The sequence below is a fragment of the Arthrobacter sp. TmT3-37 genome (assembly GCF_054510835.1).
Genome location: NZ_JBTNDU010000010.1, coordinates 52,274 through 75,709 on the forward strand (window position 1 = coordinate 52,274; position 23,436 = coordinate 75,709).

At 69.5% G+C, this 23,436-nt stretch carries 24 protein-coding genes; 17 read left to right on the forward strand and 7 right to left on the reverse strand.

Annotation, left to right across the window (positions count from 1 at the left end; translation table 11 throughout):
* Positions 1 to 237: 237 nt before the first annotated feature.
* From ACX80U_RS12960 to ACX80U_RS12985, 6 genes are read left to right on the forward strand one after another with little or no spacing between them, the layout of a single operon-like run.
* Positions 238 to 1,812: an ABC transporter substrate-binding protein gene (locus ACX80U_RS12960; RefSeq protein ID WP_459268758.1), complete on the forward strand. Its 1,575-nt coding sequence runs from the start codon at positions 238 to 240 to the stop codon at positions 1,810 to 1,812.
* Between the two features lie 31 nt (positions 1,813 to 1,843).
* The gene (locus tag ACX80U_RS12965; RefSeq protein ID WP_133080195.1) at positions 1,844 to 2,770 is read left to right on the forward strand and encodes an ABC transporter permease; all 927 of its coding nucleotides are present in this window, start codon (positions 1,844 to 1,846) and stop codon (positions 2,768 to 2,770) included.
* Positions 2,771 to 2,778: 8 nt separating this feature from the next.
* Positions 2,779 to 3,819 (forward strand): ABC transporter permease, encoded by a 1,041-nt coding sequence (locus tag ACX80U_RS12970; protein ID WP_459268759.1) that lies wholly within the window; start codon positions 2,779 to 2,781, stop codon positions 3,817 to 3,819.
* Complete coding sequence (locus tag ACX80U_RS12975; RefSeq protein ID WP_133080197.1) at positions 3,816 to 4,865, forward strand: oligopeptide/dipeptide ABC transporter ATP-binding protein; 1,050 nt, start codon at positions 3,816 to 3,818, stop codon at positions 4,863 to 4,865. The genes ACX80U_RS12970 and ACX80U_RS12975 overlap by 4 nt, the downstream gene beginning before the upstream one ends.
* Positions 4,858 to 5,910 carry an ABC transporter ATP-binding protein gene (locus ACX80U_RS12980; RefSeq protein WP_459268760.1) on the forward strand — a complete coding sequence of 351 codons (1,053 nt, stop codon included), beginning with the start codon at positions 4,858 to 4,860 and terminating at the stop codon, positions 5,908 to 5,910. The genes ACX80U_RS12975 and ACX80U_RS12980 overlap by 8 nt, the downstream gene beginning before the upstream one ends.
* Positions 5,907 to 6,626, forward strand: a complete 720-nt coding sequence (locus ACX80U_RS12985) for a sulfite exporter TauE/SafE family protein (protein WP_459268761.1) — start codon at positions 5,907 to 5,909, stop codon at positions 6,624 to 6,626. The genes ACX80U_RS12980 and ACX80U_RS12985 overlap by 4 nt, the downstream gene beginning before the upstream one ends.
* Position 6,627: 1 nt before the next feature.
* Here the strand turns inward: ACX80U_RS12985 and ACX80U_RS12990 are convergent, their stop codons facing one another.
* Together ACX80U_RS12990 and ACX80U_RS12995 are read right to left on the reverse strand one after the other, a co-directional pair.
* Positions 6,628 to 7,593 carry a 2-hydroxyacid dehydrogenase gene (locus ACX80U_RS12990; protein ID WP_459268762.1) on the reverse strand — a complete coding sequence of 322 codons (966 nt, stop codon included), beginning with the start codon at positions 7,591 to 7,593 and terminating at the stop codon, positions 6,628 to 6,630.
* Positions 7,594 to 7,622: 29 nt separating this feature from the next.
* Positions 7,623 to 8,924, reverse strand: coding sequence for a glucarate dehydratase family protein (locus tag ACX80U_RS12995; protein WP_459268763.1), 1,302 nt, complete (start codon positions 8,922 to 8,924; stop codon positions 7,623 to 7,625).
* A gap of 113 nt (positions 8,925 to 9,037) precedes the next feature.
* On the opposite strand from ACX80U_RS12995, the gene ACX80U_RS13000 reads away from it, so the two are divergent.
* Entirely contained in the window at positions 9,038 to 9,928 is an 891-nt protein-coding gene (locus ACX80U_RS13000; RefSeq protein WP_133080200.1) for a LysR substrate-binding domain-containing protein, read from the forward strand.
* A gap of 23 nt (positions 9,929 to 9,951) precedes the next feature.
* Here ACX80U_RS13000 and ACX80U_RS13005 read toward each other — a convergent pair whose 3' ends face one another.
* Positions 9,952 to 11,415: a protein adenylyltransferase SelO gene (locus ACX80U_RS13005; RefSeq protein WP_459268764.1), complete on the reverse strand. Its 1,464-nt coding sequence runs from the start codon at positions 11,413 to 11,415 to the stop codon at positions 9,952 to 9,954.
* A 106-nt stretch (positions 11,416 to 11,521) separates the two neighbouring features.
* On the opposite strand from ACX80U_RS13005, the gene ACX80U_RS13010 reads away from it, so the two are divergent.
* A complete protein-coding gene (locus ACX80U_RS13010) occupies positions 11,522 to 12,226 on the forward strand; it encodes an HAD family hydrolase (RefSeq protein ID WP_459268765.1) in 705 nt (234 codons plus the stop codon).
* Positions 12,227 to 12,243: 17 nt separating this feature from the next.
* Here the strand turns inward: ACX80U_RS13010 and ACX80U_RS13015 are convergent, their stop codons facing one another.
* Entirely contained in the window at positions 12,244 to 13,158 is a 915-nt protein-coding gene (locus ACX80U_RS13015) for a LysR family transcriptional regulator (RefSeq protein ID WP_459268766.1), read from the reverse strand.
* Between the two features lie 71 nt (positions 13,159 to 13,229).
* On the opposite strand from ACX80U_RS13015, the gene hisD reads away from it, so the two are divergent.
* The 6 genes from hisD (at position 13,230) to ACX80U_RS13045 (ending at position 17,971) form a co-directional block, all read left to right on the forward strand.
* Complete coding sequence (hisD, locus tag ACX80U_RS13020) at positions 13,230 to 14,576, forward strand: histidinol dehydrogenase (RefSeq protein ID WP_133080204.1); 1,347 nt, start codon at positions 13,230 to 13,232, stop codon at positions 14,574 to 14,576.
* Positions 14,573 to 15,382 (forward strand): transporter substrate-binding domain-containing protein, encoded by an 810-nt coding sequence (locus ACX80U_RS13025; RefSeq protein ID WP_133080205.1) that lies wholly within the window; start codon positions 14,573 to 14,575, stop codon positions 15,380 to 15,382. Before hisD ends, ACX80U_RS13025 begins: the two co-directional genes overlap by 4 nt.
* An 85-nt stretch (positions 15,383 to 15,467) precedes the next feature.
* Positions 15,468 to 16,079, forward strand: a complete 612-nt coding sequence (locus ACX80U_RS13030; RefSeq protein WP_459268803.1) for an amino acid ABC transporter permease — start codon at positions 15,468 to 15,470, stop codon at positions 16,077 to 16,079.
* The gene (locus tag ACX80U_RS13035; RefSeq protein WP_133080207.1) at positions 16,072 to 16,923 is read left to right on the forward strand and encodes an amino acid ABC transporter ATP-binding protein; all 852 of its coding nucleotides are present in this window, start codon (positions 16,072 to 16,074) and stop codon (positions 16,921 to 16,923) included. Before ACX80U_RS13030 ends, ACX80U_RS13035 begins: the two co-directional genes overlap by 8 nt.
* 111 nt (positions 16,924 to 17,034) lie before the next feature.
* Complete coding sequence (locus ACX80U_RS13040; protein ID WP_133080208.1) at positions 17,035 to 17,214, forward strand: hypothetical protein; 180 nt, start codon at positions 17,035 to 17,037, stop codon at positions 17,212 to 17,214.
* 61 nt (positions 17,215 to 17,275) lie between these two features.
* Positions 17,276 to 17,971, forward strand: coding sequence for a DsbA family oxidoreductase (locus ACX80U_RS13045; RefSeq protein WP_459268767.1), 696 nt, complete (start codon positions 17,276 to 17,278; stop codon positions 17,969 to 17,971).
* Between the two features lie 49 nt (positions 17,972 to 18,020).
* On the opposite strand, the gene ACX80U_RS13050 is transcribed toward ACX80U_RS13045, so the two are convergent.
* From ACX80U_RS13050 to ACX80U_RS13060, 3 genes are all read right to left on the reverse strand, one after another.
* On the reverse strand, positions 18,021 to 18,206 hold the full coding sequence (locus tag ACX80U_RS13050) for a hypothetical protein (RefSeq protein WP_459268768.1): 186 nt from the start codon (positions 18,204 to 18,206) through the stop codon (positions 18,021 to 18,023).
* Positions 18,207 to 18,285: 79 nt separating this feature from the next.
* A complete protein-coding gene (locus ACX80U_RS13055; RefSeq protein WP_459268769.1) occupies positions 18,286 to 19,131 on the reverse strand; it encodes a metal-dependent hydrolase in 846 nt (281 codons plus the stop codon).
* 108 nt (positions 19,132 to 19,239) lie between these two features.
* Positions 19,240 to 19,605, reverse strand: coding sequence for a hypothetical protein (locus ACX80U_RS13060; RefSeq protein WP_208739674.1), 366 nt, complete (start codon positions 19,603 to 19,605; stop codon positions 19,240 to 19,242).
* 90 nt (positions 19,606 to 19,695) lie between these two features.
* Between ACX80U_RS13060 and ACX80U_RS13065 the strand changes: the two genes are divergently transcribed.
* From ACX80U_RS13065 to ACX80U_RS13075, 3 genes are all read left to right on the forward strand, one after another.
* Entirely contained in the window at positions 19,696 to 20,673 is a 978-nt protein-coding gene (locus tag ACX80U_RS13065) for an MsnO8 family LLM class oxidoreductase (protein WP_459268770.1), read from the forward strand.
* A gap of 202 nt (positions 20,674 to 20,875) precedes the next feature.
* On the forward strand, positions 20,876 to 22,021 hold the full coding sequence (locus tag ACX80U_RS13070) for a PRC and DUF2382 domain-containing protein (protein WP_459268771.1): 1,146 nt from the start codon (positions 20,876 to 20,878) through the stop codon (positions 22,019 to 22,021).
* A gap of 40 nt (positions 22,022 to 22,061) precedes the next feature.
* Positions 22,062 to 23,195 carry an aminotransferase class V-fold PLP-dependent enzyme gene (locus ACX80U_RS13075; protein ID WP_459268772.1) on the forward strand — a complete coding sequence of 378 codons (1,134 nt, stop codon included), beginning with the start codon at positions 22,062 to 22,064 and terminating at the stop codon, positions 23,193 to 23,195.
* Positions 23,196 to 23,436 lie beyond the last annotated feature (241 nt).

Genomic DNA, 23,436 nt, shown 5'->3' on the forward strand with positions numbered 1-23,436 from the left:
GATACCTCGGAGGCATGGATGGTGAGATCGATGGCGGAATCCGCGGAATGGCGGCGATGAGTGGCGCCGATCACAGCCCGAGGGGGCATTTCCGGCTGGAATCGGCGCATTTCGGGCGTCTTGACGGGTCTGGGGCCTCTCGCCATGCTTCTAGGACCAGCACGGCCGTCGTCCATTCGGGCGGATCCCGCAGCACAGGCACCCAGACACCAGCCTGCTACACACCCGAGGAAACCAATGAAGTCTTCTTCTGCATCGCACGCCCCGCGATCGAATCCCGTCATCCTTTCGACCGTCGCGGTGGGTAGCGCGCTCCTGCTGAGCAGCTGCTCCGTCGCCAACTCGGAACAAGCCGAAGGTGACGGTGCAGCAGCATCGGACACCATCCGCGTCGTCCTCTCCCAGGAGCCACCGACCCTGGAGGCCTGCGAGGCGAACCTCACCTCCACGGGGGTCGTCGTACGGTCCAACGTGACCCAGCCACTGGTCGAACGGAATCCGACGACCGGCGACCTCGAGCCCCTGCTCGCCACGGAGTGGGAGGCGACCTCGGACACCGAGTGGACCTTCAAGCTCCGCGACGACGTCACCTTCCATGACGGCACGCCCTTCACCGCGGAAGCGGCCGCCTTCACGATCGACCGGGCGGTGAACTCGGATCTCGGGTGCAACGTGGAGGGTTACGTCTTCGGTGACGACGACCTCGTCGTCGAAGCCGTCGACGACACCACGCTCACCGTGACGACGGCCACGCCGGACCCCATCCTCCCCCTGCGCCTGTCCTTCGTGGAGATCGTCCCGACGTCGACCAGCACCTCGGAGAAGGTCCGCGAGCCGATCGGAACGGGCCCGTACGCGATCGAGCAGTGGGATGCCGGCCAGCGCATCACGCTCGCCGCGTACGAGGACTTCTGGGGAGACGCCCCGGCCTACTCGAAGGCCGAGTACCAGTGGCGCTCGGAAGGAACCGTTCGCGCCGCGATGATCACCAGCGGCGAGGCGGACGTCGCCATGGGCATCGGGCCCGACGACGGTGTCGGCGATCTCGGGGTCAGCTACCCCAACAACGAGACGATCGCACTGCGCCTGACCGGCGACATCGCCCCGCTCGACGACATCCGCGTCCGGGAGGCCATCAACTACGCCATCGACAAGGAGACCATCGTCGGCAGCCTGTACGAAGGCACCGACAAGGTCGCCGCACAGCTCGTCCCCGCGGGCATCGTAGGTCACGACGAGGACCTCGAACCCTGGCCGTTCGACCTCGACCGCGCCAAGGAGCTGGTGGCGGAGGCCAAGGCCGACGGTGTCCCCGTGGACACGAAGATCACCCTCGTCGTGCGGAGCGCGCAGTTCCCCAAGGTCACGGAGCTGTCCCAGGTCCTCCAGGAACAGCTCAGCCAGGCCGGCCTCAACGTCGAGCTCAAGACGGTCGAAACCTCCCAGCACCTCCAGTACCAGCTGCGGCCCTTCGTCACGAACGAAGGCCCGATCGCACTCCTGGTCCAGCACGGCAACCAGGCAGGAGACGCGGCGTTCACCGTCGAGCAGTACATGCTCAGCACCGGTGCCCAGAGCACGTTCGGGACCCCGGAATTCGACGCTCTCATCGCGGACGCCGGGCTGACCGAGGGAGAGGACCGTCAGGCGGCCTACGAGGAGGTCTTTGGCTACCAGAACGAGAACGTCGTGCAGTTCGCCACGATCGCCCACCAGACCGGCATCATCGGGAAATCCGCGAACGTGGACTACGAGCCGAACTCCTCATCCGGGGACGAGCTGCGCCTGTCCGAGATGACCCCGGCCAACTGATCACACCCTTCACCGGACCGAGGACGGAATCATGCTCGTCTACCTGAGAAAACGCATCATCTCCAGCCTGTTGCCGCTCGTCGTCGTCGTCGTCGGGGTCTTCGCGCTCGCAAGGCTCACCGGCAATCCCGCGAGCCTCTACCTGCCGCTGAATGCGACCGACCAGATGCGAGCGGACTTCACGGCCCGGCAGGGCCTGGACCAGCCATTGCTGGTCCAGATGGCGGACTACTTCGGTGGCGTCCTCCGGCTCGATTTCGGTGAATCGCTGCGCACGGGGGAGCCCGCCGCCGCGATGGCGCTCCGGGCGTTCCCCGCGACCCTGCAGCTCGCCGCGACCACGATGGTGATCGCCATCGTGGCCGCGGTGCTGGTGGGATGCTGGGCTGCGCTCAAGCCCAACGGGATCGCCGACCGCATCTCCAGTTTCGTGTCCATGGCTGCCGCGTCCATCCCGGACTTCTGGCTGGCCATCGTCGGGATCTGGATCTTCGCGATCACCCTCGGGTGGCTCCCGACGTCGGGGGTCAGCGGTGGGGAGGCGTGGATACTGCCGATCGCAACGCTCATGCTGCGGCCCTTCGGCGTGCTCGTCCAGATCGTCCGCGGCGCCATGGTGTCGGCCCTCTCCGAGCCCTACATCAAGCTCGCCCGCAGCAAGGGGGCCAGTGACGCGCGGGTCGTGAGCCACCACGCCCTCCGCAACGCCGCAGCCCCTGCCCTGACGGTGGCCGGCGACCTGACCGTGGGCCTGGTCAACGGCGCCGTCGTCGTGGAGACCATCTTCGGGTGGCCCGGCATCGGCAAGCTCATGATCGACTCCATCCTCCAGCGGGACTTCGCCGTCCTGCAGGCAGCGGTCCTCATCACGGCGATTGCCATCTTCGTCCTGAACATCCTCATCGATCTCGGCTACGCACTGCTCGACGCCCGCGTCCGACCCACCGTCAAGGCCTAGGAGGAACCATGGCTACGCCTCTGTTGCAACCCGAAGGCCACCAGCATCCCGAGACCGACCCGCCCGCGCCGGCCACCGCTCCGGCCGCGGACATCCGCCCGGTCCCGGCGCCTCCGGCACAGGACCTGGGGGACAAGAAGCTGTCCCTCTTCCGGCTGCTGCTGCGCGACAAGTTCGCGACCCTCGCCGCTCTGGTCCTGGTGTTCGTGGGACTCGTCGCGGTCCTCGGGCCGATGCTCGTCGGGGATCTCGCCACACGGCAGGACCTGCTGGCCGCCAACAAGCAGCCGTTCTCGCTCGAGGACGGCTGGGGGTATGTCCTGGGCAGCGACTCGCTCGGCCGGAGCATGCTCGGCCGCCTGGTCATCGCGACGCGGACCACCATCTCCGTCGCGCTTCCCGCCGTCGGGATCGCCCTGGTCATCGGTTCACTGTGGGGAGTCTGGGCCGGCTACCACCGCGGCCTGCGGGAGACCATCTCGATGCGGATCGCCGACGTCATCATGAGCTTCCCGTCGCTGCTGCTCGCCGTCGTGGTGCTGTACGTCTTCAACCCCAGCCTCGGCAACATCATCCTCATCCTGGCGATCACCCGGATCCCGATCTACCTCCGGACGGCGCGCGCCGAATCCGCTGAGCTGCAGAGCCGCACCTTCGTCGATGCGGCCCGGACCTTCGGTTCCAGACCGACCGCCATCATCGGCCGGCACGTGATCCCGATCGTGCTGCCCACCCTGCTGACCCTCGCGACGCTCGAGTTCTGCTACGTCATGCTCGCCGAATCGTCCCTGAGCTTCCTGGGCATCGGTATCCAGTCACCCGATGTCAGCTGGGGCCTGATGGTGTCCCAGGGCCGCCAGTACCTCCAGACGGCGTGGTGGCTCTCGATCTTCCCCGGTCTGGCGATCGTCATCACCACCATCGCTGCGAACATCCTCGCGGCCTGGCTGCGCATCGCCACGGACCCCGCCCAGCGCTGGCGCCTGTCGCTACCCCGCACACGTGGAGGCCGCCGCTTCGGTACGGCCCTGAAGGGAGCTACCAAGTGAGCACCATCGATACGGCATCCACCCCGAGCCCCGTCCTGGACGTGAAGGGACTGTCCGTCACGCTCCGCACACCGCGCGGAACCGTCCGGGCGGTCAACAATGTCAGCTTCCAGGCCCAGGCGGGGAAGACCCTGGCGCTGCTGGGCGAGTCCGGATGCGGGAAGTCCATGACCGCGAAGGCCATCGCCGGTCTCCTCGACCCGGTGGCCGAGGTCGAGGAGGGGCAGATGATCCTCGACGGCCATGACCTCGCCACCATGACGGCGCGGCAGCGCCGGAAAGTCGCCGGTCCCCAGCTCGGCATCGTCTTCCAGGACGCCCTCACGGCCCTGAACCCCGTCTACAAGGTGGGGACCCAGCTGGGTGAGGCTTTCCGCATCCACCAGAAACTCTCCGCCCGGCAGGCACGCAGCAAGGCCGTCGAACTGATGCAGAGAGTCGGCATCCCGGAACCGGAGTCCCGGGTCGACGCGTACCCGCACCAGTTCTCGGGCGGCATGCGCCAGCGCATCCTCATCGCCATGGCGGTGGCCCTGAACCCGAGCCTGCTGATCGCGGACGAACCCACGACAGCCCTGGATGTCACCATCCAGGCCCAGATCATGGCGTTGCTCAGGAGCCTGCGGGAGGAGAACAACCTCGCGGTCGTCCTCATCACCCACGATCTCGCCGTCGTCGCCGAGGAAGCGGACACGGTCGCCGTGATGTACGCCGGGAACGTCGTCGAGACGGGGACCGTGGCCGAGGTCTTCGCGAATCCCCGCCACCCCTACACCAGGGGCCTGCTCGAGTCCGTGCCGGTGGACGCCGTCCGCGGGTCCACCCTGTCCTCGATTCCCGGGAACCCCCCGGAACTGCACAACGTCCCCTCGGGGTGCGTCTACCAGTCCCGTTGCCCGCTGGTGCAGGAGGTCTGCAGGATCACCCGGCCCGAATTGCTGCCGGTCCGTCCGGCGTCCGCCACTGCCGCACCGGGCGTGCACCATCCCGGCACCGTCGCGCAGGCGGCAGCCTGCCATTTCAGCGAGGAGCTCGCGCATGTCTGAAACACTCGTCGGAGCCGTCCGCGACCAGCAGCCGCCGTTGCTGGACGTCAGGGACGTGACGAAGACCTTCCACGTCGCCAAGAGCCCCTCGGGCAACAACCGCCTCCGTGCCCTGGACGGCATCAGCCTCACGCTCGGCCGTGGCGAGACGCTCGGACTCGTGGGGGAGTCCGGGTGCGGCAAGTCGACGCTGGCGCGGACGCTGATGATGCTCGAACGACCCGATGCCGGCACGGTCCTGTTCGACGGCACCGATCCTTTCGCGATGCATGGCAAGGAACTGCTGGCCTGGCGGCGCCGCGTCCAGATGGTGTTCCAGGATCCCTTCGCGTCACTGAACGCGCGCATGACCGCCGGTGAGATCATCTCCGAACCGTGGCGGGCGCACCGGGACATGTACCGTTCGTCGAAGGATCGTGAGGCCCGGGTCCACGAACTGCTCCACCTGGTGGGCATGCGCCCCTCGGACGCGCGGAAATCCCCGCAGGAATTCTCCGGTGGCCAGCGCCAGCGCATCGGCATCGCCCGCGCACTGGCGCTCGACCCGGACGTCATCATCCTCGACGAGCCCGTCTCCGCCCTGGACCTCTCCGTCCAGGCGCAGGTCCTGAACCTGCTCAACGAACTCCAGGAACGCCTGGGCGTGTCCTACATCTTCATCTCGCACGACCTCTCGGTGGTCCGCTTCGTCGCCGACCGCGTGGCGGTGATGTACCTCGGCCGCATCATCGAGACCGGAACCGCCGAGGAGGTGTTCGACAGCCCCCGCCACCCCTATGCGGCGGCCCTCACCTCCGCCTCGCCCCGGCTGGACCGCTCGACCGCGGGACGGGAGAAGATCATCCTCCGCGGTGAGATACCCTCCCCGCTCGATCCGCCATCGGGCTGCCGCTTCCGCACGCGGTGCTGGCAGGCACAGGACATCTGCGCCGAACAGGCACCCCCTGCGGACCAGGCCCCGGGCAGCCCCCTGCACCTGTCGGAATGCCATTTCCCGCTCGACACCATCCGGGTGCGGAGTGGGGAGCTCACCCCGACCCCTTGAGCCCCGCCGACTACGCCCTCATCGGCGCGGTGATCTTCGCGGCGACCGCGCTCCAGGCCTCCATCGGGTTCGGCATGGGCATGCTGGCCGCCCCGGTGATCGCCCTCGTCGATCCGCACCTGCTGCCCGGCACGGTGATCCTGCTCGCGCTCATCGTCACCGTGCTGGTCACCATCCGGGAGCGCGTGGACCTCGATCTCCACGGGGCGGGGTGGGCGCTGGTGGGACGCATCCCGGGCAGCGTCGCCGGGGTCCTCCTCGTCGTCGCGCTCCCCGGCCCGGGTCTGTCGCTGCTGGTGGCCCTCGCTGTCCTGTCAGGGGTCGCGTTCGCCGTGCTGGGGTGGACACCGGCGCCCAGGCGGAGGAACCTCATCGCGGCGGGAGCGGCGTCCGGGGTGATGGGAACCGCCACGTCCATCGGCGGTGCCCCCATGGCACTGATCTGGCAGAAGCTCGACGGCGCACGGCTCCGCGGCACCATGAGCGCCTTCTTCATGGTCGGCAGCGCCGTGTCGCTGGGCGGCCTCGCGATCGCCGGCGCGATCACCCGGGAGATCCTGCTCCTCGCCCTGTGGATGGTCCCGGTCGTCCTGGCCGGATATGTGGCCTCGCGCTACCTCAACCGGTTCCTGGACCAGGCCCGGCTCCGACTCCTCGCGCTGACCGTGTCGGCCCTGGGAGCCGTCCTCCTGCTGGGCCAACTCGTGCTCGGCTGATTCAGCGGCCCGCGCGGACCACATTCACCAGGGGCACCCCGTCGGCCAGGCGGGCGACATTCGCTGCGATGTCCGCCGCCCGCCGCTCGAACGTCACCGACGCGTGTCCGGAGTAGTGCGGCGTCAGGACGACGTTGTCCAGGGACGTGAACGGATGCCGGGCGGGTGGCATGCCGCCTCCTGGAGGCGCCTCCCACCACACGTCGATCCCCGCGCCCGCGATGGATCGGTCGCGCAGGGCGGCGAAGAGGGCGCCTTCGTCCACGATCGGGCCCCGTGCCACGTTGATCAGCAGCGCCGAGTCCTTCATGGCGGAGAGCTCGGGGCCGCCGATCAGGCCTCGCGTGGCCTCGTTCAGGGGTGCCGAGATGACGACGACGTCGGATGTCGCCAGCAGCCGGGTCAACTCCGCCGTCGATCCCACCCAGTCGAGGACCAGGTCGGCAGGCGTCGGTCCCTCGGGATGACTCCGCACCGCGTGTACCCGCATGCCCAGCGCGGACGCGAGACGCCCCACCTCGGTGCCGATGGAGCCGAGTCCCACGAGGCCCAGCACCTTTCCCTCCAGCGTGGGATGGAACGGCACGTCCGGGGACGTCGCGATCGTCCTCCACACGCCCGAGCGCATCTCCCGGTCCACTGGGAGCACCCGACGTGTCAGCATGAGTGTCACCATGAGCACGTGCTCCGCGATCGGACGCGCATGGTGGAAGGTGTTCACCACCGATGCCTCCGGCCGGAGAGCGTCGAGCGCGATCTTCTCGAAGCCGGCACCGGTGACGTGCACCATCCTGACGCTGTGGGCGGCGGACGCCAGCTCCTCCGGGAGGCGGGAGCAGACGACGACGTCGGCGTCGCCCAGTGCCTCGAGCTGCTGCGTCGGATCCGAGTCGGCGGCCATGACCCACTCGTGGTCCCCGGTGGACCGCAGGACGGATTCGAACCGGCTGATGATCGGATCGGTCACGACCACCTTCAACGGGGAGCGGTCGCGGTTCACCACCGGGGGCTCGCCGGCTCGAACTCCGGGTGGAGGCTCTGCATGTACCCGGTGTCGTCGCGGCTCCGCAGCCCGCACTCGAGGTACTGCTGGTGCAGGGAGTGCAACGCGTCCTCGTCGAGTTCGACGCCGAGTCCCGGCAGGGTGGGCACGGCGATGGAGCCGTCGATGATCTCGAGCGCGCCGGGACGGATGACGTCCTCGCCCGGTTCCTTCCACGGCCAGTGCGTATCGCACGCGTAGTCGAGGTTGGGTGTCGCGGCGGCGAGGTGGACCATCGCCGCGAGACTGATGCCCAGGTGCGAGTTCGAGTGCATCGACAGGCCGAGACCGAAGGTGTCGGTGATCGAGGCCAGCCCCTGGGAGCGCCGCAGGCCTCCCCAGAAATGATGGTCGGACAGGATCACGTCCACCGATCCTGCCGCCACGGCCGGTGCTACATCGGCGAAGCTCACGACGCACATGTTCGTCGCCAGCGGCATGGGGACACGCTGTCGGACCTCGGCCATGCCCGGGATCCCCGGCGTCGGATCCTCCAGGTACTCGAGGATCCCGGCGAGTTCCGTCCCCACTTCCACCGAGGTCTCCACGGACCATGCGGCGTTGGGATCGAGCCGGAGCGGTAGCTCGGGGAACTCGGCGCGCAGGGCCCTGATCGCCGCAACCTCCTGGTCGGGAGCGAACACGCCACCCTTGAGCTTCAGGGCCCTGAACCCGTAGGTGTCGACCATGGTGCGTGCCTGCCGGACGATGCCCTCAGGATCCAGCGCCTCCCCCCAGGAATCCGGGGCGGCGCCGGGGTGGTTCGCCCATTTGTAGAACAGGTAGCCGCTGAAATCGACGGCGGTCCGGATGGCTCCGCCCAGCAGGTCGCTGACGGGACGGCCGAGGAGTTTGCCCTGGATGTCGAGGGCTGCGACATCGAAGGGGGACAGGACGCGGTCGGCGGTGCTCGATCCCGTGACCATCCCGCTCATGCCGTGGCCGCCCTGGGTCGTGTCGGCGGCCAGGGCCGCCGCGACGCGGGCCCTCAGCTCGTTGATGTTGAAGACGTCGCAGCCGAGGACGGCATCCGCAGCACGGTGGAGCCGGGCAAGATGCGCCTCGTCGCCGTACGTCTCGCCGAGACCGGAGACCCCTGCATCGGTGGTGACCTGCAGGATGGCGCGCAGGGCGAAGGGTTCGTGGACTCCTACCGTGTTGAGCAGGGGTGGGTCCCTGAACGCCACGGGCGTGATCTCCACGCGGGTGATGGACACGAGTCCGAGCGAGGTTTCCCGGGCGATGTGCTGACTCACTGTGTCTCCTACGGATGGAAGCGTCGACGCTGCTGCTCTGAGTCGACGGTAGGCCAGGATATTGATGCGCGTCCAAGCTAATGTGGACACCACCCGATGCAGGAAGGGTATCGATGTTCACTCTCATTCAGCTCCAGTCCTTCGTCGCGGTCGCCGAGGAGCTGCACTTCGGAGCAGCCGCCGAGCGCCTCAACATGACGCAACCTCCGCTGAGCCGCCAGATCCAGATCCTCGAGAGGGAGGTGGGGTCGCAGCTCTTCGACCGCAGCAGCCGGCGGGTGGAGCTGACCGCTGCCGGCACCGTGCTGCTCCCGAGTGCGCGGCAGATCCTCGATCTCGCCGCCAAGACCGAACTGGACGTCCGCCGGGTGGCCAACGGCAGCGCCGGATCGGTGACCATCTCGTACACGGCGATCGCGGGCCAGACCGCACTGCCGCAACTCCTGCGCCGGACCGCCGAGGAGCAGGCCGGAGTGTCCCTGGTGCTCCGCGAACTGGTGTCGACCGACCAAATGGACGGGCTGGTGAACGGCAGCGTGGACATCGGACTCCTGCGCCCCATCGTCGTCCGGCCCGGCGTCCTGACCCGCCCGATCATGCAGGACCGCCTGGTCATCGCGACACCCGCGGACAGCGACATCGCGGTGGACGGCGACTCCCTGCCGTTGAGCGCGCTCAGGGACAGCCCGCTCATGATGTACTCGACGGCCGAGGCGCGCTACTTCCACGACCTCGTGCTGCGGCTGTTCTCCAGCGCCGACGTCCACCCCCGGATCACCCAGTACGCGAGCCAGGTGCCCGCCCTGCTCGCCTTCGTGCAGGCGGGCCTGGGGGTGAGCCTCGTTCCGGCGTCGGCCCGATCCTTCGCCCCGGCGGACGTCCGGTTCTACGAGATCGAGGACTCACGCACCGTCCGCAAGCTCAACCGGGTCGAACTGGACGTCGCGTGGAACGAGAACACCACGAACCCGGCCGTCCTCAAGCTCCTGGACCTCCTGCCCTGAGCTGCGGGGTGCGGGTGCCGGCCTCAGGTCCCGCAGTAGGTCGTGTATCGCCCGAAGTCTCCCGGTGCCCCGGCGGCGTAGCGCTCCAGGCCGGGGCGCTCGTCGAAGGGTGCGCGGACGACGTCGACGAGCCGGTCGAGCGGCTCGAGGTTCCCGGCGGTCGCGGCCTCGAGGGCCTCCTCGACGAGGTGGTTCCGCGGGATGTACACGGGGTTCGCGCGGTCCATCGCGTCCGCGTCGGGGCCGAGCGCGAGCCAGCGCGCGGCCCAGGCGTCGAAGGCTGCGACGTCGAGCACCGTGTCCCGTGCCGGCCGGGCGTCGCCGCGGACCACGGAACCGAGCCCCCGGAAGAAGGACGTGTAGTCCACGTGGTTGTCCTGCAGGAGGGTCAGCACGTCATGGGCCAGCGGGGAGGCGACCTCGTCGGCGACGTCGTCGGGCAGTCCCAGCTTGGTCCTCATGCCGGCGAGCCATGCGCCGCTGTAGCGGGGGCGGAAGGTCTCGAGCGCACCGACGGCGAGCTTCACCGCCTGCTCCTGGTCGTCGTCGAGCAGCGGGACCAGCGCCTCGGCGAGCCGGGCGAGGTTCCACTCGGCGACGATCGGCTGGTTGGCGTAGGCGTACCGGCCGCCGTGGTCGATGGAGCTGTAGACCGTGGAGTAGTCGAAGACGTCCATGAACGCGCAGGGACCGTAGTCGATGGTCTCGCCCGAGATGGTCATGTTGTCCGTGTTCATCACACCGTGGATGAAGCCGGCAAGCATCCACTGCGCCACGAGCGACGCCTGCACGGCCACGACCGACTCGAACAGGGCCAGGTACGGGCGGTCCGTGGACGCAGCCTCCGGGTAGTGCCGGCTGATGGCGTGGTCGGCGAGGCGCTGCAGGAGGTCCTGGTTACCGGTCGCCGCGGCGTACTGGAAGCTGCCCACGCGGAGGTGGCTGCTCGCGATGCGCGCCAGGACGGCGCCGGGGAGCATGGTCTCGCGGCGCACCGCACGCCCGGTGGCGACGACGGCGAGCGAGCGGGTCGTCGGGATGCCGAGCGCCTGCATCGCCTCGCTGACGATGTACTCGCGCAGCATGGGGCCGACGGCGGCGAGGCCGTCACCGCCACGGGCGAACGGGGTGCGCCCGGACCCCTTGAGGTGGAGGTCGCGGAGTCGGCCCTCGGTGTCGGTGAGCTCGCCCAGCAGCAGCGCCCGCCCATCACCGAGCCGCGGGTTGAAGCTGCCGAACTGGTGCCCGGAGTAGGCCTGGGCCACCGGCGTGGCGCTCTCCGGCACCGCGGTGCCGAGCAGCAGTGCCAGGCCCTCGCGGGTGCGGAGGAACTCCACGTCGAAGCCGAGCTCGGCCGCGAGCGCTTCGTTCAGGGCGAGCAGCTGCGGCTCGGGGGCCTCCTCCGCCTGCCAGGCCACTGCCATCTCGGGCAGTTCCCGCGCGAAACGACCGTCGAAGGTGACCCTGGAATCTGTAGGCACGCTCATCTCACCACCGTACGCCCGGCCCCTCGGGGTCTGTCACGCCCCGCAGCCGGTGCAGCACGCACTTGTGCCCGGCCCGGGTGGCCCTCCCGCTACCGGGAACCCTACGATGGCCGACATCAGGCGCGGCCCCTCGACGGCCGGCACCGACAGTTCCAAGGAGGGTTCGCGGATGCCGAACGGCGACGACGCAGCACGGCGGCTTGCGGAGCGGATCCTGCGGGAAGCCGTGGGCGCGCGCGTCATCTGGGACTTCGACGGCGTCGTCGGGCACACCGAGCCGCTGCACGAGGCGAGCTACCGGGACCTGGCGGAACGGCGCCATTACGAGTTCGCCGACGGTTTCTTCGGGGATCTCGTCGGGCACACCGAGCAGTGGATCTGGGAGCGTGTGATCTCCGAGGGTTTCCCGGCGTCCGAGCAGGAGATTCCCGCGCTGCACAGCGAACGCGGCGAGGTGGTCGCCGCGTCCGCGCTGCATGGGCTGGACCCGTCCTGGCTCGCCGCCTCCCTCATGCCGGCCCTCGACGGCACGGCCTCCGAGCAGGTGGTGGTCTCCAACGGGGATCCGGACCTGATCGCGGCGCTGCTCGGGCAGTGGGGGCTCGCCCGGTTCGTCCGGATCGCCCGCCGCGAGCACGGGCGCGACAAGGAGGCCATCTTCCGCGACCTGTGCGTTCCGCCCTGCGTCGTGCTGGAGGACAGCGACACCTACCTGGCGCTCGCGCGGACCGCGGGGGCCGTCACCGTCGGTGTCCGGCACTCCCACAATCCGCGCGCGGTCCTCGACGCGGACCTCGTCACCCACCTCTGAGGACCGGGGCGGGCTGGTCACACGAGGCTGGTCAGCCCGCCCTGGGCGGCGACCGCCCGCTCTGCGAACTCGGAGAACCGGCGCGTCGCCGGCGAGAGGTAGCCGTGCTTCCGCTGGACGAGGGCGATCGTGTCGTAGAGGGGATCGGCGAAGGGGAAACTCCTCACAGTGTCCTCGCGCCGCAGGGACTCGAGGATGCCGCGGGCCATGAACGAGTCCCCTGCCCCGGCGGCCACGAGGCTGTAGGCCGTCTCCGCGTGCTCGACCTCCATGTCCGCCTCGATCGAGAGGCCCGCCAGGTTCGCCCGGTCCTGCAGTTGCCGCCGGGTGGGATCCTTCCACCCGGCATGCGCGTCGTAGAGGACGAGTTTCGCGGACGCCAGTTCGTGGATGCTCACCGGCCCGGCCTCGGCGGGCCGGGTGGAGGAGATGAAGCGCACCTCGTCCTGCGCCAGCTGGCGCACCTCGAGATGCTCGGTGTCCACGGGCAGCACCACGAGACCGCACTCGATCTCCCCACTGGCCACCGAGGCCGCGACGACGTGCGAGTTCAGCCCGATCATCCGGACCCGGACGCCCGGGTATTTCTGATGGAACTGCACGACGAGGTCCGCGAGGTCGTAGTTGGCGGCGTATCGCAGCACCCCGAACGTCGAGACCCCACCGTTGAGTGTCCTCAGTGCCTGCACGGCCTCGGACCCGCGTCGCGCCGAATTGACGCAGTCCAGTGCATGAGGATGCAGTTCCTCGGCCGCAGGAGCGGGGGAGAGGCCCTTGGAGTTGCGGGTGAACAGCGGCACACCCAGCTCCTGCTCGAGACGTGAGATCAACTCGGAGGCCGATGCCTGGCTGATCCCCAGCTCCCGGGCGGCAGCGCTCAGCGAGCGGCAGCTGTAGGCGGCGAGGAATGCGCGGAGCTGATTCAGCGTCATAGGGAAAGGCTATATCCTGCATCGGCGAAGGGTGGGTTCCCCTATGTATTTCTCCGCCCTAGGCTCTGCGCATGGAACTAGACGCACACCACGCCTCCTTCATCGGAGGTTCCTACGAATGCCTGAAGACCGCCGCGATCGGTGGAGTGCCGGCGCAGCGGCTGCCGAAGGTCGTCGAGACGGTATCGGAGATGCTGTCGGTCATCGAGAAGGGCGGGCGCGACGCCGTCACGGAGTATTCGCGGGTCCTCGACGGGTGGGGCGGAGGCGACGTTGAGATGGACGCGGACTCGCTGCGCCGGACCGGCGACGCCCTGACGCCGGAACTGCGCGCGGCCCTCGAGGCCGGTGCCGAGCGGACGCGGACGTTCGCCGGCCTGCAGCGCCGGCACCTGCAGGACTTCGAGGCGGAAATGATGCCCGGGGTGGTGGTCGGGCACAGGTACATCCCGGTCCAGCGCGTCGGCGCCTACCTGCCGGCCGGGCGGTTCCCCATCCTCGCCAGCGCCTTCATGACCGTGGGCGTGGCGAAGACGGCGGGCGTGCCCACGGTGATCGCCTGCTCCCCGCCCACCTCCCCGACGGCCGGCAATCCCGCGGTGTTCTACTCCGCCTACCTCTCCGGCGTCGACCGCGCCTTCGTGGTCGGGGGTGTCCAGGCCCTGGCGGCCATGGCCTTCGGGCTGCTGGGCGAGCAGCCGATGGACATGCTCGTGGGCGCCGGCAACGCCTACGTGACCGAGGCGAAGCGGCAGCTCTTCGGGCGGGTCGGCATGGACCTGCTGGCGGGTCCCTCCGAGGTGGCCGTCATCGCCGATGACACGGCCGATCCCGTGATCGTGGCGGCGGACCTCCTCGGCCAGGCGGAGCACGGCCCCCAGTCGCCGGCCGCCCTCGTCACGACGTCACGGGACCTCGCCCTGGCCGTGATCGCCGAGGTGGACCGCCAGCTCGTGGACCTCAGCACGCGTGACATCGCCGGGGCCGCCTGGCGGGACTACGGGACCGTCTACGTCGCCGAGGACAACGCGACCGCCGTCGAACTCATGGACGTGCTCGCCCCCGAGCACCTGGAGGTCATCACCGCTGACGACGACTACTTCCAGCAGAACCTGACGAACTACGGCTCGCTCTTCCTGGGGCCCTGGTCCACCGTCGCCTACTCCGACAAGGGCATCACCGGGACCAACCACGTCCTGCCCACCGGCGGTGGCGCGCGGTCCTCGGCGGGACTGTCCGTGTCGAGGTTCCTGAAGCCCCTCACCTTCCAGCGCATCGATCGTTCCGCGACGATGCAGCTGGCCCCCCTGGTGTCCGAGATCTCCGCCTACGAGGAGATGGAAGCGCATCAGCGCACGGCCGACCTCCGCATCACCCGATTCGGGAACGACTCAGCATCGACCAAGGAGCAACCATGAACAGCAGGCGCGCATTCACGTCCTTCGCAGCCGGTGCACTGGGGATCGCACTCACCCTGACCGCATGCGGCGGTGGGGACTCCGGCGGCAGCGAGGGCGGCGGAGGCGACGGCGAAGCCATCGAGTCGATCACCATCGCTACCTCCAACGACGCTCCCTTCTCCTTCACGGACGACGCCGGCGACCTGCAGGGCATCGACGGCGAGATGATCAACTGGATCGCGGACAAGAAGGGCTGGGAGGTCGAGGTCTTCGTGTCCGAGTTCGCCACCCTGATCCCGGCCATTAAGGCAGGGAAGGCCGACGCCGTCGTCGACGCCATGTACATCACCGATGTCCGCAAGGAAGAGGTGAACTTCACGGACACCTGGTACCAGCAGGGCGAAGGCATGGTCGTCCCGGGAGACTCCACCATGACCAGTCGCGACGACGCCAAGGGCACCGTGATCGGTGTCCAGACCGGCACCACCTTCATCGAGCTGGCGGAGTCGCTGGAGCCGGAGGAGATCAAGTACTTCGACTCCCAGGCCGCCCTGCTGACGGCGGTCGAGAACAAGCAGGTCGACGTCGTCTTCACCGACGCCGCCGTCGTCGCCTACAGCCTGGTGCAGAACCCCAACGACGCCATCAAGATCGTCGACCCCTACGAGCCCTACTTCCCCGGCCTGATCGGTGCCGCCGTGCCGAAGGAGAACACGCAGCTGCTGGAGGAACTCAACTCCGGCCTCGCCGAGCTGAAGGCGTCCCCGGACTACATGGAGATCCTGACGAAGTACGGTCTGACCGAGAGCAACGCCGTCGACTGACCGTCCCGTCCCGTTCCACCGAGGTTGAGAGGAAGGTCCGGTCATCGAGTTCATCCAGAGCACGCTCAGCTACTTCCCGCGCCTGCTGGCAGCCGCACCGATCGTCATCCAGCTCGCCCTGGGGGCGATGGCCCTGGCGCTCGTCCTCGGGCTGCTGCTGGCACTCGCGCGGATCTCGAAGTCGAAGATCCTGCGCGGCATCGGCCTGGTGTACATCGAGGTCATGAGGGGCACGCCCCTCCTGGTCCAGCTCGTCTACATCTTCTTCGTCCTGCCCGCCATCGGGGTGAACATCGATCCGGTCCCGGCGGGGATCCTCGGCCTGGGCCTGAACTATGCGGCCTACCTGTCGGAGGTCTTCCGTTCGGCGATCCTCTCCGTCGAGGCCGGCCAGACGGAAGCCGCCCTGTCCCTCGGCTACACGCCCGGCCAGGCGCTGTGGAAGGTCGTCCTTCCGCAGTCCTTCATCGTGTCGCTGGGGCCGATCGGCAACTACTTCATCGCGATGGTGAAGGACACGGCCCTGACGTCGGTCATCGCCGTGACCGAGATCCTGAAGACCGCGAACGTCATCAACGCGCAGACGTTCGAGACGACGCAGGTCTACACGGCGGCCGCCTTGCTGTACCTGCTGATCAGCCTCCCGCTGTCCCGCATCGTGAGTGCCCTGGAGAAGAGAGCGAGGGTCCATGTCTGACGAAGTGATCGTGAGTGCGCGGGACGTCCACAAGACGTTCGTGGTGACCAAGACCCCGAGCCTGCTGCAGCGCCTCCGGGGGCAGCGGCGGGAGGTCAATCGGATCGAGGTCCTGAAGGGCGTGGACTTGGACGTCCACAAGGGCGAGACCGTCGTCATCCTCGGCTCCAGCGGGTCCGGCAAGAGCACCCTGCTCCGCTGCATGAACAAGCTCGAGACGATCGACGACGGCCGGATCCTGGTCAACGGCCACCTCGTGGGATACGAGGAGCGGGACGGGAAGCTCGTCGACGAGAAGGCGTCCATCACCGCGCGGAAGCGGACCGACCTCGGCATGGTCTTCCAGCAGTTCAACCTGTTCCTGAACAAGACCGCCCTCGGCAACGTGATGGCACCCCTGCAGGACGTCAAGAAGATGTCCCGGGACGAGGCGCAGCAGCACGCGCTCGAGAACCTGAAGAGGGTGGGGCTGCTGGACCGGAAGGACAACTACCCCTCGAGGCTGTCCGGAGGGCAGAAGCAGCGCGTCGCGATCGCCCGCGCCCTCGCCATGGATCCGAGCGTCATGCTGTTCGACGAGCCGACGTCGGCCCTCGACCCGGAACTCGTGGAGGAGGTGCTGGCGGTGATCAAGGCGATCGCCGCCCAGGGCACCACGATGGTGATCGTGACCCACGAGATGCAGTTCGCGCGGGACATCGCGGACATCATCGTGGTCATGGACCAGGGTGTCATCGTCGAGAAGGGGACGCCCGACGAGGTCTTCTTCCGGCCGAAGCATCCGAAGACCTACGCGCTGCTCCGGCGGTCGGGGCTGACCGTGGAACCTCCCGGGACGGCCTAGTACCCGGGTTCCGGAGTTCCCTCCCGCTGTCTGGCCGCGACCGGGCGGGCGGCGTAAACTCGTAAGCCACCTGATGTTTCGGGTGCAGAGGCGGAATCGAAGGAGATCGGCATGGGCATCAGCAACATGGTCAAGAACGCAGCGGGCCGCTACCTGGGCAGGTCGGGAACCGGCACCACACCCACCACCGGTCGGACGCGAGGCGGCGGGATGAACGCCGGACGGCGCGGCACGCCGATGCCGTCGGGCAAGGTGGGCGGCATCCTCCGCAACCTGCTGAACCGGAGGTAGTAGCCGGGCCCGGGCGCTTCCCCAGGGAACAGCGCCCGGGCCCGCCGCCGTTCTACCGGACATGCAGATAGAGATCTGGTCCGATGTGAAGTGCCCGTGGTGCTACGTGGGCAAGCGCCGTTTCGAGAAGGCCCTCGCGACTTTCCCGCACAGGGACAGCGTCGAGGTGACCTGGAAGAGCTACCAGCTCGACCCGGACCTGCCCGACCACTACGAGGGCACCGAGCAGCAGTACCTCGCCGAGCGCAAGGGCATCGCCCCCGAGCAGGTCACGCAGATGTGGCAGCACCTGGCGCAGCAGGCCTCGGGTGAGGGCCTGGACTTCGACTTCGACCGCATCGTGGTGGGGAACAGCTTCACCGCGCACCGCTTCCTGCACCTCGCCACGTCCCGGAGTCGGGGTGACGCCGCCAAGGAAGCCGTGATGTCCGCCCACTTCGAGAAGGGTCTGGACACGTCCGACGTCGATGTCCTCGTCTCCCTCGGCACGGGCATCGGCCTCGACGAGGCCGAGATCCGCGACACCGTCGCCGGTGACCACTTCGCCGACGACGTGCGCCGGGACATCGAGGAGGCCCGCACCCTCGGCGTGCAGGGCGTGCCGTTCTTCGTCGTCGACCGCAAGTACGGGATCTCCGGCGCCCAGCCGACCGCACTGTTCCGCCAGGCTCTCGACCAGGCCTGGCAGGAGTCGCACCCGCTGGTGTCCCTCACGCCGTCGGCCGACGGACCGGCGTGCGGTCCCGACGGCTGCTAGCGGTCCACACCGGACGACGGCGGCCGCGCGGCCACCGTCGCGGCGGCCGTCAGCGCCGCGAGGAGCCCCGGGCCATCCTCTTCAGGTCGTCCTGCACGCGCGCTAGTTCCCGCTGACGCTGGAGTTGCAGTTCGTCGGCGCTCGGCTGATGGGGCCGAGCCGGCTCGGGCTCGGGCAGGGTCGGCGCATCCGCCTCGTCCTGCAGGGGATCGAAGAACAAACCGTCGCGGTGCATGAAACCTCTTCCAGCTGTCGGTAGCTGTCCCCGACACTAGCGTGGCCGTGTTTCCGGCTTTTTTCGTACCGCTCGGAGGTCACCCGGCTCCGGAGAGGCGCGCGACCACCGCACCGCCGTCGTCGAACCGGGTGATGGCCCATCCGATGCCGCCCACCGCGTAGAGCGAGACGGGCACCAGTAGGCACCACTCCCGGACCGACCCCGCATTGCCGAGGAGCGGTACCGCGATATTGCCGTTCGGCCGCCACACCTGCGCGATGACCGGCAGGCCCGCCAGGCTCCGCGGCCGCCGGATGCGGAACGGGTACACGGGATTGCAGCCGCCGGTGGTCAGCATGTCGCCGAGGATATGGACCACGACGCCGATGCCGACCGCGAGCGGGAACCAGAACTGCTCCTCGGGGGCGAACGCGGTGACGAACGCACCCGCGGTCAGCCCGACGGCCCACGGCGAGCGACGCATGCTGTCGGGGATGATCTTCAGGGCCTTCGCCGCGAAGGACACGAGCAGGACCGTGAGCAGCCCCGCACCGGGATAGATGGTGCCGAAGTCGGTGGTCCCGACCGTCCAGAGTCCGGCGACGAACGCCACGGCGACGAACGCGGCCACGCCGAGCAGGGAGTGGGTGCCGCGGCGATGGCCGCCGGAGATCGCGCCGACACCGGCGCAGAACAGGTTCGACAGCGGCGGCAGGGAATGGGCGATCGTGGCGCTGTGGTGGTCGGCGTCGGGCAGCAGTGCCGCGCCCGCGGTGACCAGTGCGCCGGTGACGACGCCCACCGGGCTGACATCGAGCAGGCCGAACCCGAGGGTGACCGACTCGGGCAGCGCCGACAGCAGGTGGCCCGGATGCACGTCGATCCGGGTGGTGGCGGCAACCCAGGCGGCGGCGCCGCAGGCAGCATGGTGGGCGCCCATCATGGCGGGGAGTCCTTTCGGTGAGACCACGCCGGGCCGCGGGGAGCGGCCGGCGGTGAAATCCCATCCTGACGCGTGCCACCGTCATTCCTGGAACCGCTGCGGGAAGCGCTAGTGCGGGCGGTCCTGCCGCGTCCGCGCGCCGCGCGTTGTGCCGGCGGACCGCAACCAGGCCTCGGCGTCGTCGCCCGTGCCGGTGGGCAGGTCGATCTTCTCGAGGCGCTTCTGGTAGCTCGCCGTGATGTCCCGTTGGATCCGCAGGCGGGCCTCGTCGCCCGGGAGGGCACGGCCTCCCGCGATCCGGTCGGTGATCTCGATCCGCCGCGCATAGGAATCGGCGATGCGCGCCGCGAGATCGTCGAGCTGCGCCGACTGCGGCTGGTGCGTGGTGGGCGCGGGTGAGCCGAGCACCCGACGGCGGATCCTGGTGACGATCTTCATGGTGCTGACCCCGCTGCTGATCCGGGTCTGCCGCACCCCGTTGTCCGGCGGACCCAGGCGCCGTCGCCGACGCCTGTCCGGCAACACTATCGGAATGACGCCGGACCGTCATCGGTTCCACGAAGTATGTCCCTTCCCTTCACCGGCCTGTCCGTCCTCGACCGCGCACAATCCCGGCTCGGTACTCCCGAGGTGGAGACCCTCCAGCGGGTCGTCGAGCGCGCGCGGCAGGCCGAACGGCTCGGCTACCGTCGGTTCTGGGTGGCGGAGCACCACGGCGTGCCCGGCATCGCCGGGTCGGTGCCCGCGGTGCTGGCGGCGGCCGTCGCGTCCCGCACGACGGCGATCCGCATCGGTACGGGCGGCATCATGCTCCCGAACCACCAGCCCCTGGTCGTCGCCGAACAGGCCGCAACGCTGAACGCGTTGTCCGGCGGCCGCTTCGACCTCGGCATCGGGCGCTCGCTCGGCTTCACCCAGGCCGTGCGGACGGCGCTGCGGGCAGGCAGGGAGGATGCGGACCGGTTCGAGCAGGACATCGCCGAACTGCTCGCCTTCCTCGGCGGCACGGCGCCGGTCACCGCGCGCCCGCAGGATGGTGGGCGCACGCCCGTGTTCGTCCTGGCCACTGGCCAGGGCCTGGACATCGCGGCACGGGCGGGTCTCGCCGTCGTGCTCGGCGGGCCCGCCCTGTTCCGGGACGGCGATCCAGCGCTCGAGCGGTACCGGACCGCCTTCCGCCCGTCACCGTGGTGGGAGGAACCCCACGTGACGGTGTCCGTCAACGTCGCGGTGGCGGCCACGACGGCGCAGGCGCGGCAGCTGCTCCTGCCCGAGGCCCGAGCGCTCGCCGTCTCGCGGACCCGGGGCTACGTCCCGCCGCTCGAGGCCGCCGGCGACGAGCCCCTCTCCGCGCGGGAGGAGGGGTACGTCGCCGAATCGCTCGCGACCGCCGTGTACGGGACGCCCGGCGAGGTGTCGCGGCAGCTCATCGACCTGCAGGCGCGGACGGGCGCCGCCGAGCTGCTCGTCGCCGGTGGCGCGTTCGACCTCGAGGGGCAGGCGGCGTCGGACGAGCTGCTGGCGGAGCTGGCGGCGGCCTAGGCCGTGCCGGATCCCGCGACGACGGCGCCGCCCGGGAGTCGAGCTGCTGCTCTGCTCCGCTCCCGCGACGCCCTTGCCCGTCCACCCGGAGGAGATGTCCACCGCCACGCCGATTAGTAAGCATGCTTGCTATAACGTGGGCGCCGCTCCTACCCTGAGGTTCACCCGCTCCTCGCGGCCGATACCGACGACAGGACTCCGCATGCTCACGATGAACGACCTCGACCCGCTGCTCAGGCACCGCAGCACGGTGGTCACCGGCGAGGGGGACAAGGTGGGCACGGTGGGCGTGGTGTACCTCGACGATGCCGATGACCGGCCGTCGTGGGTCACCGTCCACACGGGCCTCTTCGGGACCCGGGAGTCATTCGTGCCCCTCGAGGGTGCATCCGTGCAGGGGCGCGACCTCGTGGTGGCCTATCCGCGCGACCTCATCAGGCACGCGCCGTCCGTCGACCGCGACGGCCACCTCAGCCCCGAGGACGAGGCTGCGCTGTACCGGCACTACGGGCTGCGCGGAGCGGCTCCGGTCCCTCGGTTCGCCGCCGTCGAGCCGGCAACCGAACACGCTGCCGTGCGTACGACGACGCCGGCAACCGAACACGCCACCGCGCGCACGACGACGCCGGCAACCGGATCCGCCGTCGCCGGGCCGGCAACTGAACATGCCGCCGCCGAGCCGGCGACTGAATCCGCCGCCGCGCGCACGACGACGCCGTCGGCCGCTGCTCCGGGCGCGGCGACGGGGGAGGCCGCAGCACGCGCGATGCACACGGCAGGAACGTCCGACGCGACACCGGCGCCCACGACCGCCCGGACGCAGGGTGGGACGCACACGCATGACGAGGGCGGCACCCCCTGGGTGGTCCGCTCGGAGGAACGACTGCGCGTCGGGACCGAGCAGTACGAGGCCGCCCGCGTGCGTCTCCGGAAGTACATCGTGACCGAGGAGGCCACGATGACCGTCCCGCTGAAGCGGGAGGAGATCCGGATCGAGGTGGAACCCATTTCGTCGCCCGTGCGCCTGGAGGCCGAAGGCGTACCGTTCCAGGAGCAGTCCGTGGAACTCGTGGCACACGAGGAACTCGCCGTCCTGAGCAAGGAGACGGTGCCCGTCGAGCGCGTGAGCATGAGGACGGTCGAAGTGGCCGGCAGGACCACCGTGCGGGAGGAGGTGCGCAAGGAGCGCATCGCCAGCAGCGCGGACGGGGCCGCGTCGGTCGGCAGGGGCCGGGGGCTCGGTTCCTCCAACCGTGGAACCACCGCCGGTGCGGATGCCGACGCGTCGACGAGGATCGCGACGAACAGCACGAACGCGCTCCTGAAGGGAAGGAAGAAGCGGCGCTGACGCGGGTCTTCCGGTCGTCCCGGACCGTAGGGTGGACTGCATGGGAGCCACGCAGGACGACGCCGCACTCTTCGCCGCCTATCAGGGCACCTTCTCGGAGGCTCCCGGGTATCTGAACTTCGCGAGCTTCGGCCCGCCGTCGACCGCCGTCCGCGACCACGTGGCGCACCTCATGCAGACGGCCGGAGAGGCAGCCGTCGGCGCGAGCAGCACGCTCGAGGGCGAGGACAAGCGGGCGCGGGAAGCCTTCTCACGGCTCAGCGGATTCCCGCTCGAACAGGTGGGGCTGACCGGCAGTACCTCGCTCGGCCTGTTCCAGGTGGCCTTCGGCCTGGCCTCCGGCACGGTGCTCGTCGGCGCCGGCGAGTTCCCGTCCAACACCTATCCCTGGCTGCGCACCGGGGCGGCGGGCCGTGCACGCGTCGACCTGATGGGGGAGCCCGGCACCCGGGTGACCCCCGACGTCGTCGCCCACCGGCTGACGGACGACACCGTTGCCGTGAGTGTCAGCGCCGTCGACTTCCGCACCGGCTACCGGGCCGGTCTCGCCGGGATCCGCGACGCGATCGGCCCCGACCGCCTCCTCGTGGTCGACGGCATCCAGGGGTTCGGTGTCGCCGATCTGGAATGGACACTCGCCGACGTGCTGATCGCCGGCGCGCAGAAGTGGGTGCGGGCCGGCTGGGGCGTGGCCGGGATCGCGATGTCGCCACAGGGCCTCGAGCGCATCGAGCCCCTGCTCACCGGCTGGACGGGGGTCGCCGACGCCCGACGGTACGACGGCGAGGAGCACGCGCCGCTGCCGGGGGCCGGGCGCTTCTCCATCTCGAACCTGTCCCCGTACGCGACCGGGGCGTTCGCGGAGGCCCTCGAACTGATCGAGCCGGTGGGCGTGCCGGCCATCGAGGGCATCATCGCGACGCACGCGGGTGCCCTGATCGACCAGCTCGACGCGGCAGGTGTGCCGGTCCTCTCGCCCCGGGAGCGGGAGGACCGGGCGGGGATCGTGGTCGCGGGCCTTCCGGGGCGGGCGGCCGAAGCGCACGCGGCGCTCGCCGCCGCCGACATCTCGGTGACGCTGCACGGGCCGGACCGCATCCGGCTCTCCGTGCACGCGACGACCCGCTCCGAGGTCCTCGGCGAGGCGGCGGGGGTGCTCGCGGATTTCGTCTGAGGACGGGGTGCCACAGGTGCCCGGGCTCGTCCACGGGTGCGCGCTCACGGTCCGCGCCGGCCGTGCACTATAGGGCGTACCGTCCCGGTGCGCCAGAGCACACCAGAGAGATGGTTCATAGAACGCAACCGACCTCCGAAGTGTCCCCGGGCGGTGCTAGCGTCCCTGCCAGAACATGTGACCTAGGCAACATGTTCGTAACCTCGGGCACCTAACCTGAGGGTGTTCTGCATCAGCTGGG

Excerpts from the sequence above, each read along its gene's own strand:
- ACX80U_RS12960 (WP_459268758.1), top strand. The coding sequence starts at position 238 with ATGAAGTCTTCTTCTGCATCGCACGCCCCGCGATCGAATCCCGTCATC.
- ACX80U_RS12965 (WP_133080195.1), top strand. The coding sequence starts at position 1,844 with ATGCTCGTCTACCTGAGAAAACGCATCATCTCCAGCCTGTTGCCGCTC.
- ACX80U_RS12970 (WP_459268759.1), top strand. The coding sequence starts at position 2,779 with ATGGCTACGCCTCTGTTGCAACCCGAAGGCCACCAGCATCCCGAGACC.
- ACX80U_RS12980 (WP_459268760.1), top strand. The coding sequence starts at position 4,858 with ATGTCTGAAACACTCGTCGGAGCCGTCCGCGACCAGCAGCCGCCGTTG.
- ACX80U_RS13000 (WP_133080200.1), top strand. The coding sequence starts at position 9,038 with ATGTTCACTCTCATTCAGCTCCAGTCCTTCGTCGCGGTCGCCGAGGAG.
- ACX80U_RS13005 (WP_459268764.1), bottom strand. The coding sequence starts at position 11,415 with ATGAGCGTGCCTACAGATTCCAGGGTCACCTTCGACGGTCGTTTCGCG.
- ACX80U_RS13010 (WP_459268765.1), top strand. The coding sequence starts at position 11,522 with ATGGCCGACATCAGGCGCGGCCCCTCGACGGCCGGCACCGACAGTTCC.
- ACX80U_RS13015 (WP_459268766.1), bottom strand. The coding sequence starts at position 13,158 with ATGACGCTGAATCAGCTCCGCGCATTCCTCGCCGCCTACAGCTGCCGC.
- hisD (WP_133080204.1), top strand. The coding sequence starts at position 13,230 with ATGGAACTAGACGCACACCACGCCTCCTTCATCGGAGGTTCCTACGAA.
- ACX80U_RS13025 (WP_133080205.1), top strand. The coding sequence starts at position 14,573 with ATGAACAGCAGGCGCGCATTCACGTCCTTCGCAGCCGGTGCACTGGGG.
- ACX80U_RS13035 (WP_133080207.1), top strand. The coding sequence starts at position 16,072 with ATGTCTGACGAAGTGATCGTGAGTGCGCGGGACGTCCACAAGACGTTC.
- ACX80U_RS13040 (WP_133080208.1), top strand. The coding sequence starts at position 17,035 with ATGGGCATCAGCAACATGGTCAAGAACGCAGCGGGCCGCTACCTGGGC.
- ACX80U_RS13045 (WP_459268767.1), top strand. The coding sequence starts at position 17,276 with ATGCAGATAGAGATCTGGTCCGATGTGAAGTGCCCGTGGTGCTACGTG.
- ACX80U_RS13050 (WP_459268768.1), bottom strand. The coding sequence starts at position 18,206 with ATGCACCGCGACGGTTTGTTCTTCGATCCCCTGCAGGACGAGGCGGAT.
- ACX80U_RS13055 (WP_459268769.1), bottom strand. The coding sequence starts at position 19,131 with ATGATGGGCGCCCACCATGCTGCCTGCGGCGCCGCCGCCTGGGTTGCC.
- ACX80U_RS13065 (WP_459268770.1), top strand. The coding sequence starts at position 19,696 with ATGTCCCTTCCCTTCACCGGCCTGTCCGTCCTCGACCGCGCACAATCC.
- ACX80U_RS13070 (WP_459268771.1), top strand. The coding sequence starts at position 20,876 with ATGCTCACGATGAACGACCTCGACCCGCTGCTCAGGCACCGCAGCACG.
- ACX80U_RS13075 (WP_459268772.1), top strand. The coding sequence starts at position 22,062 with ATGGGAGCCACGCAGGACGACGCCGCACTCTTCGCCGCCTATCAGGGC.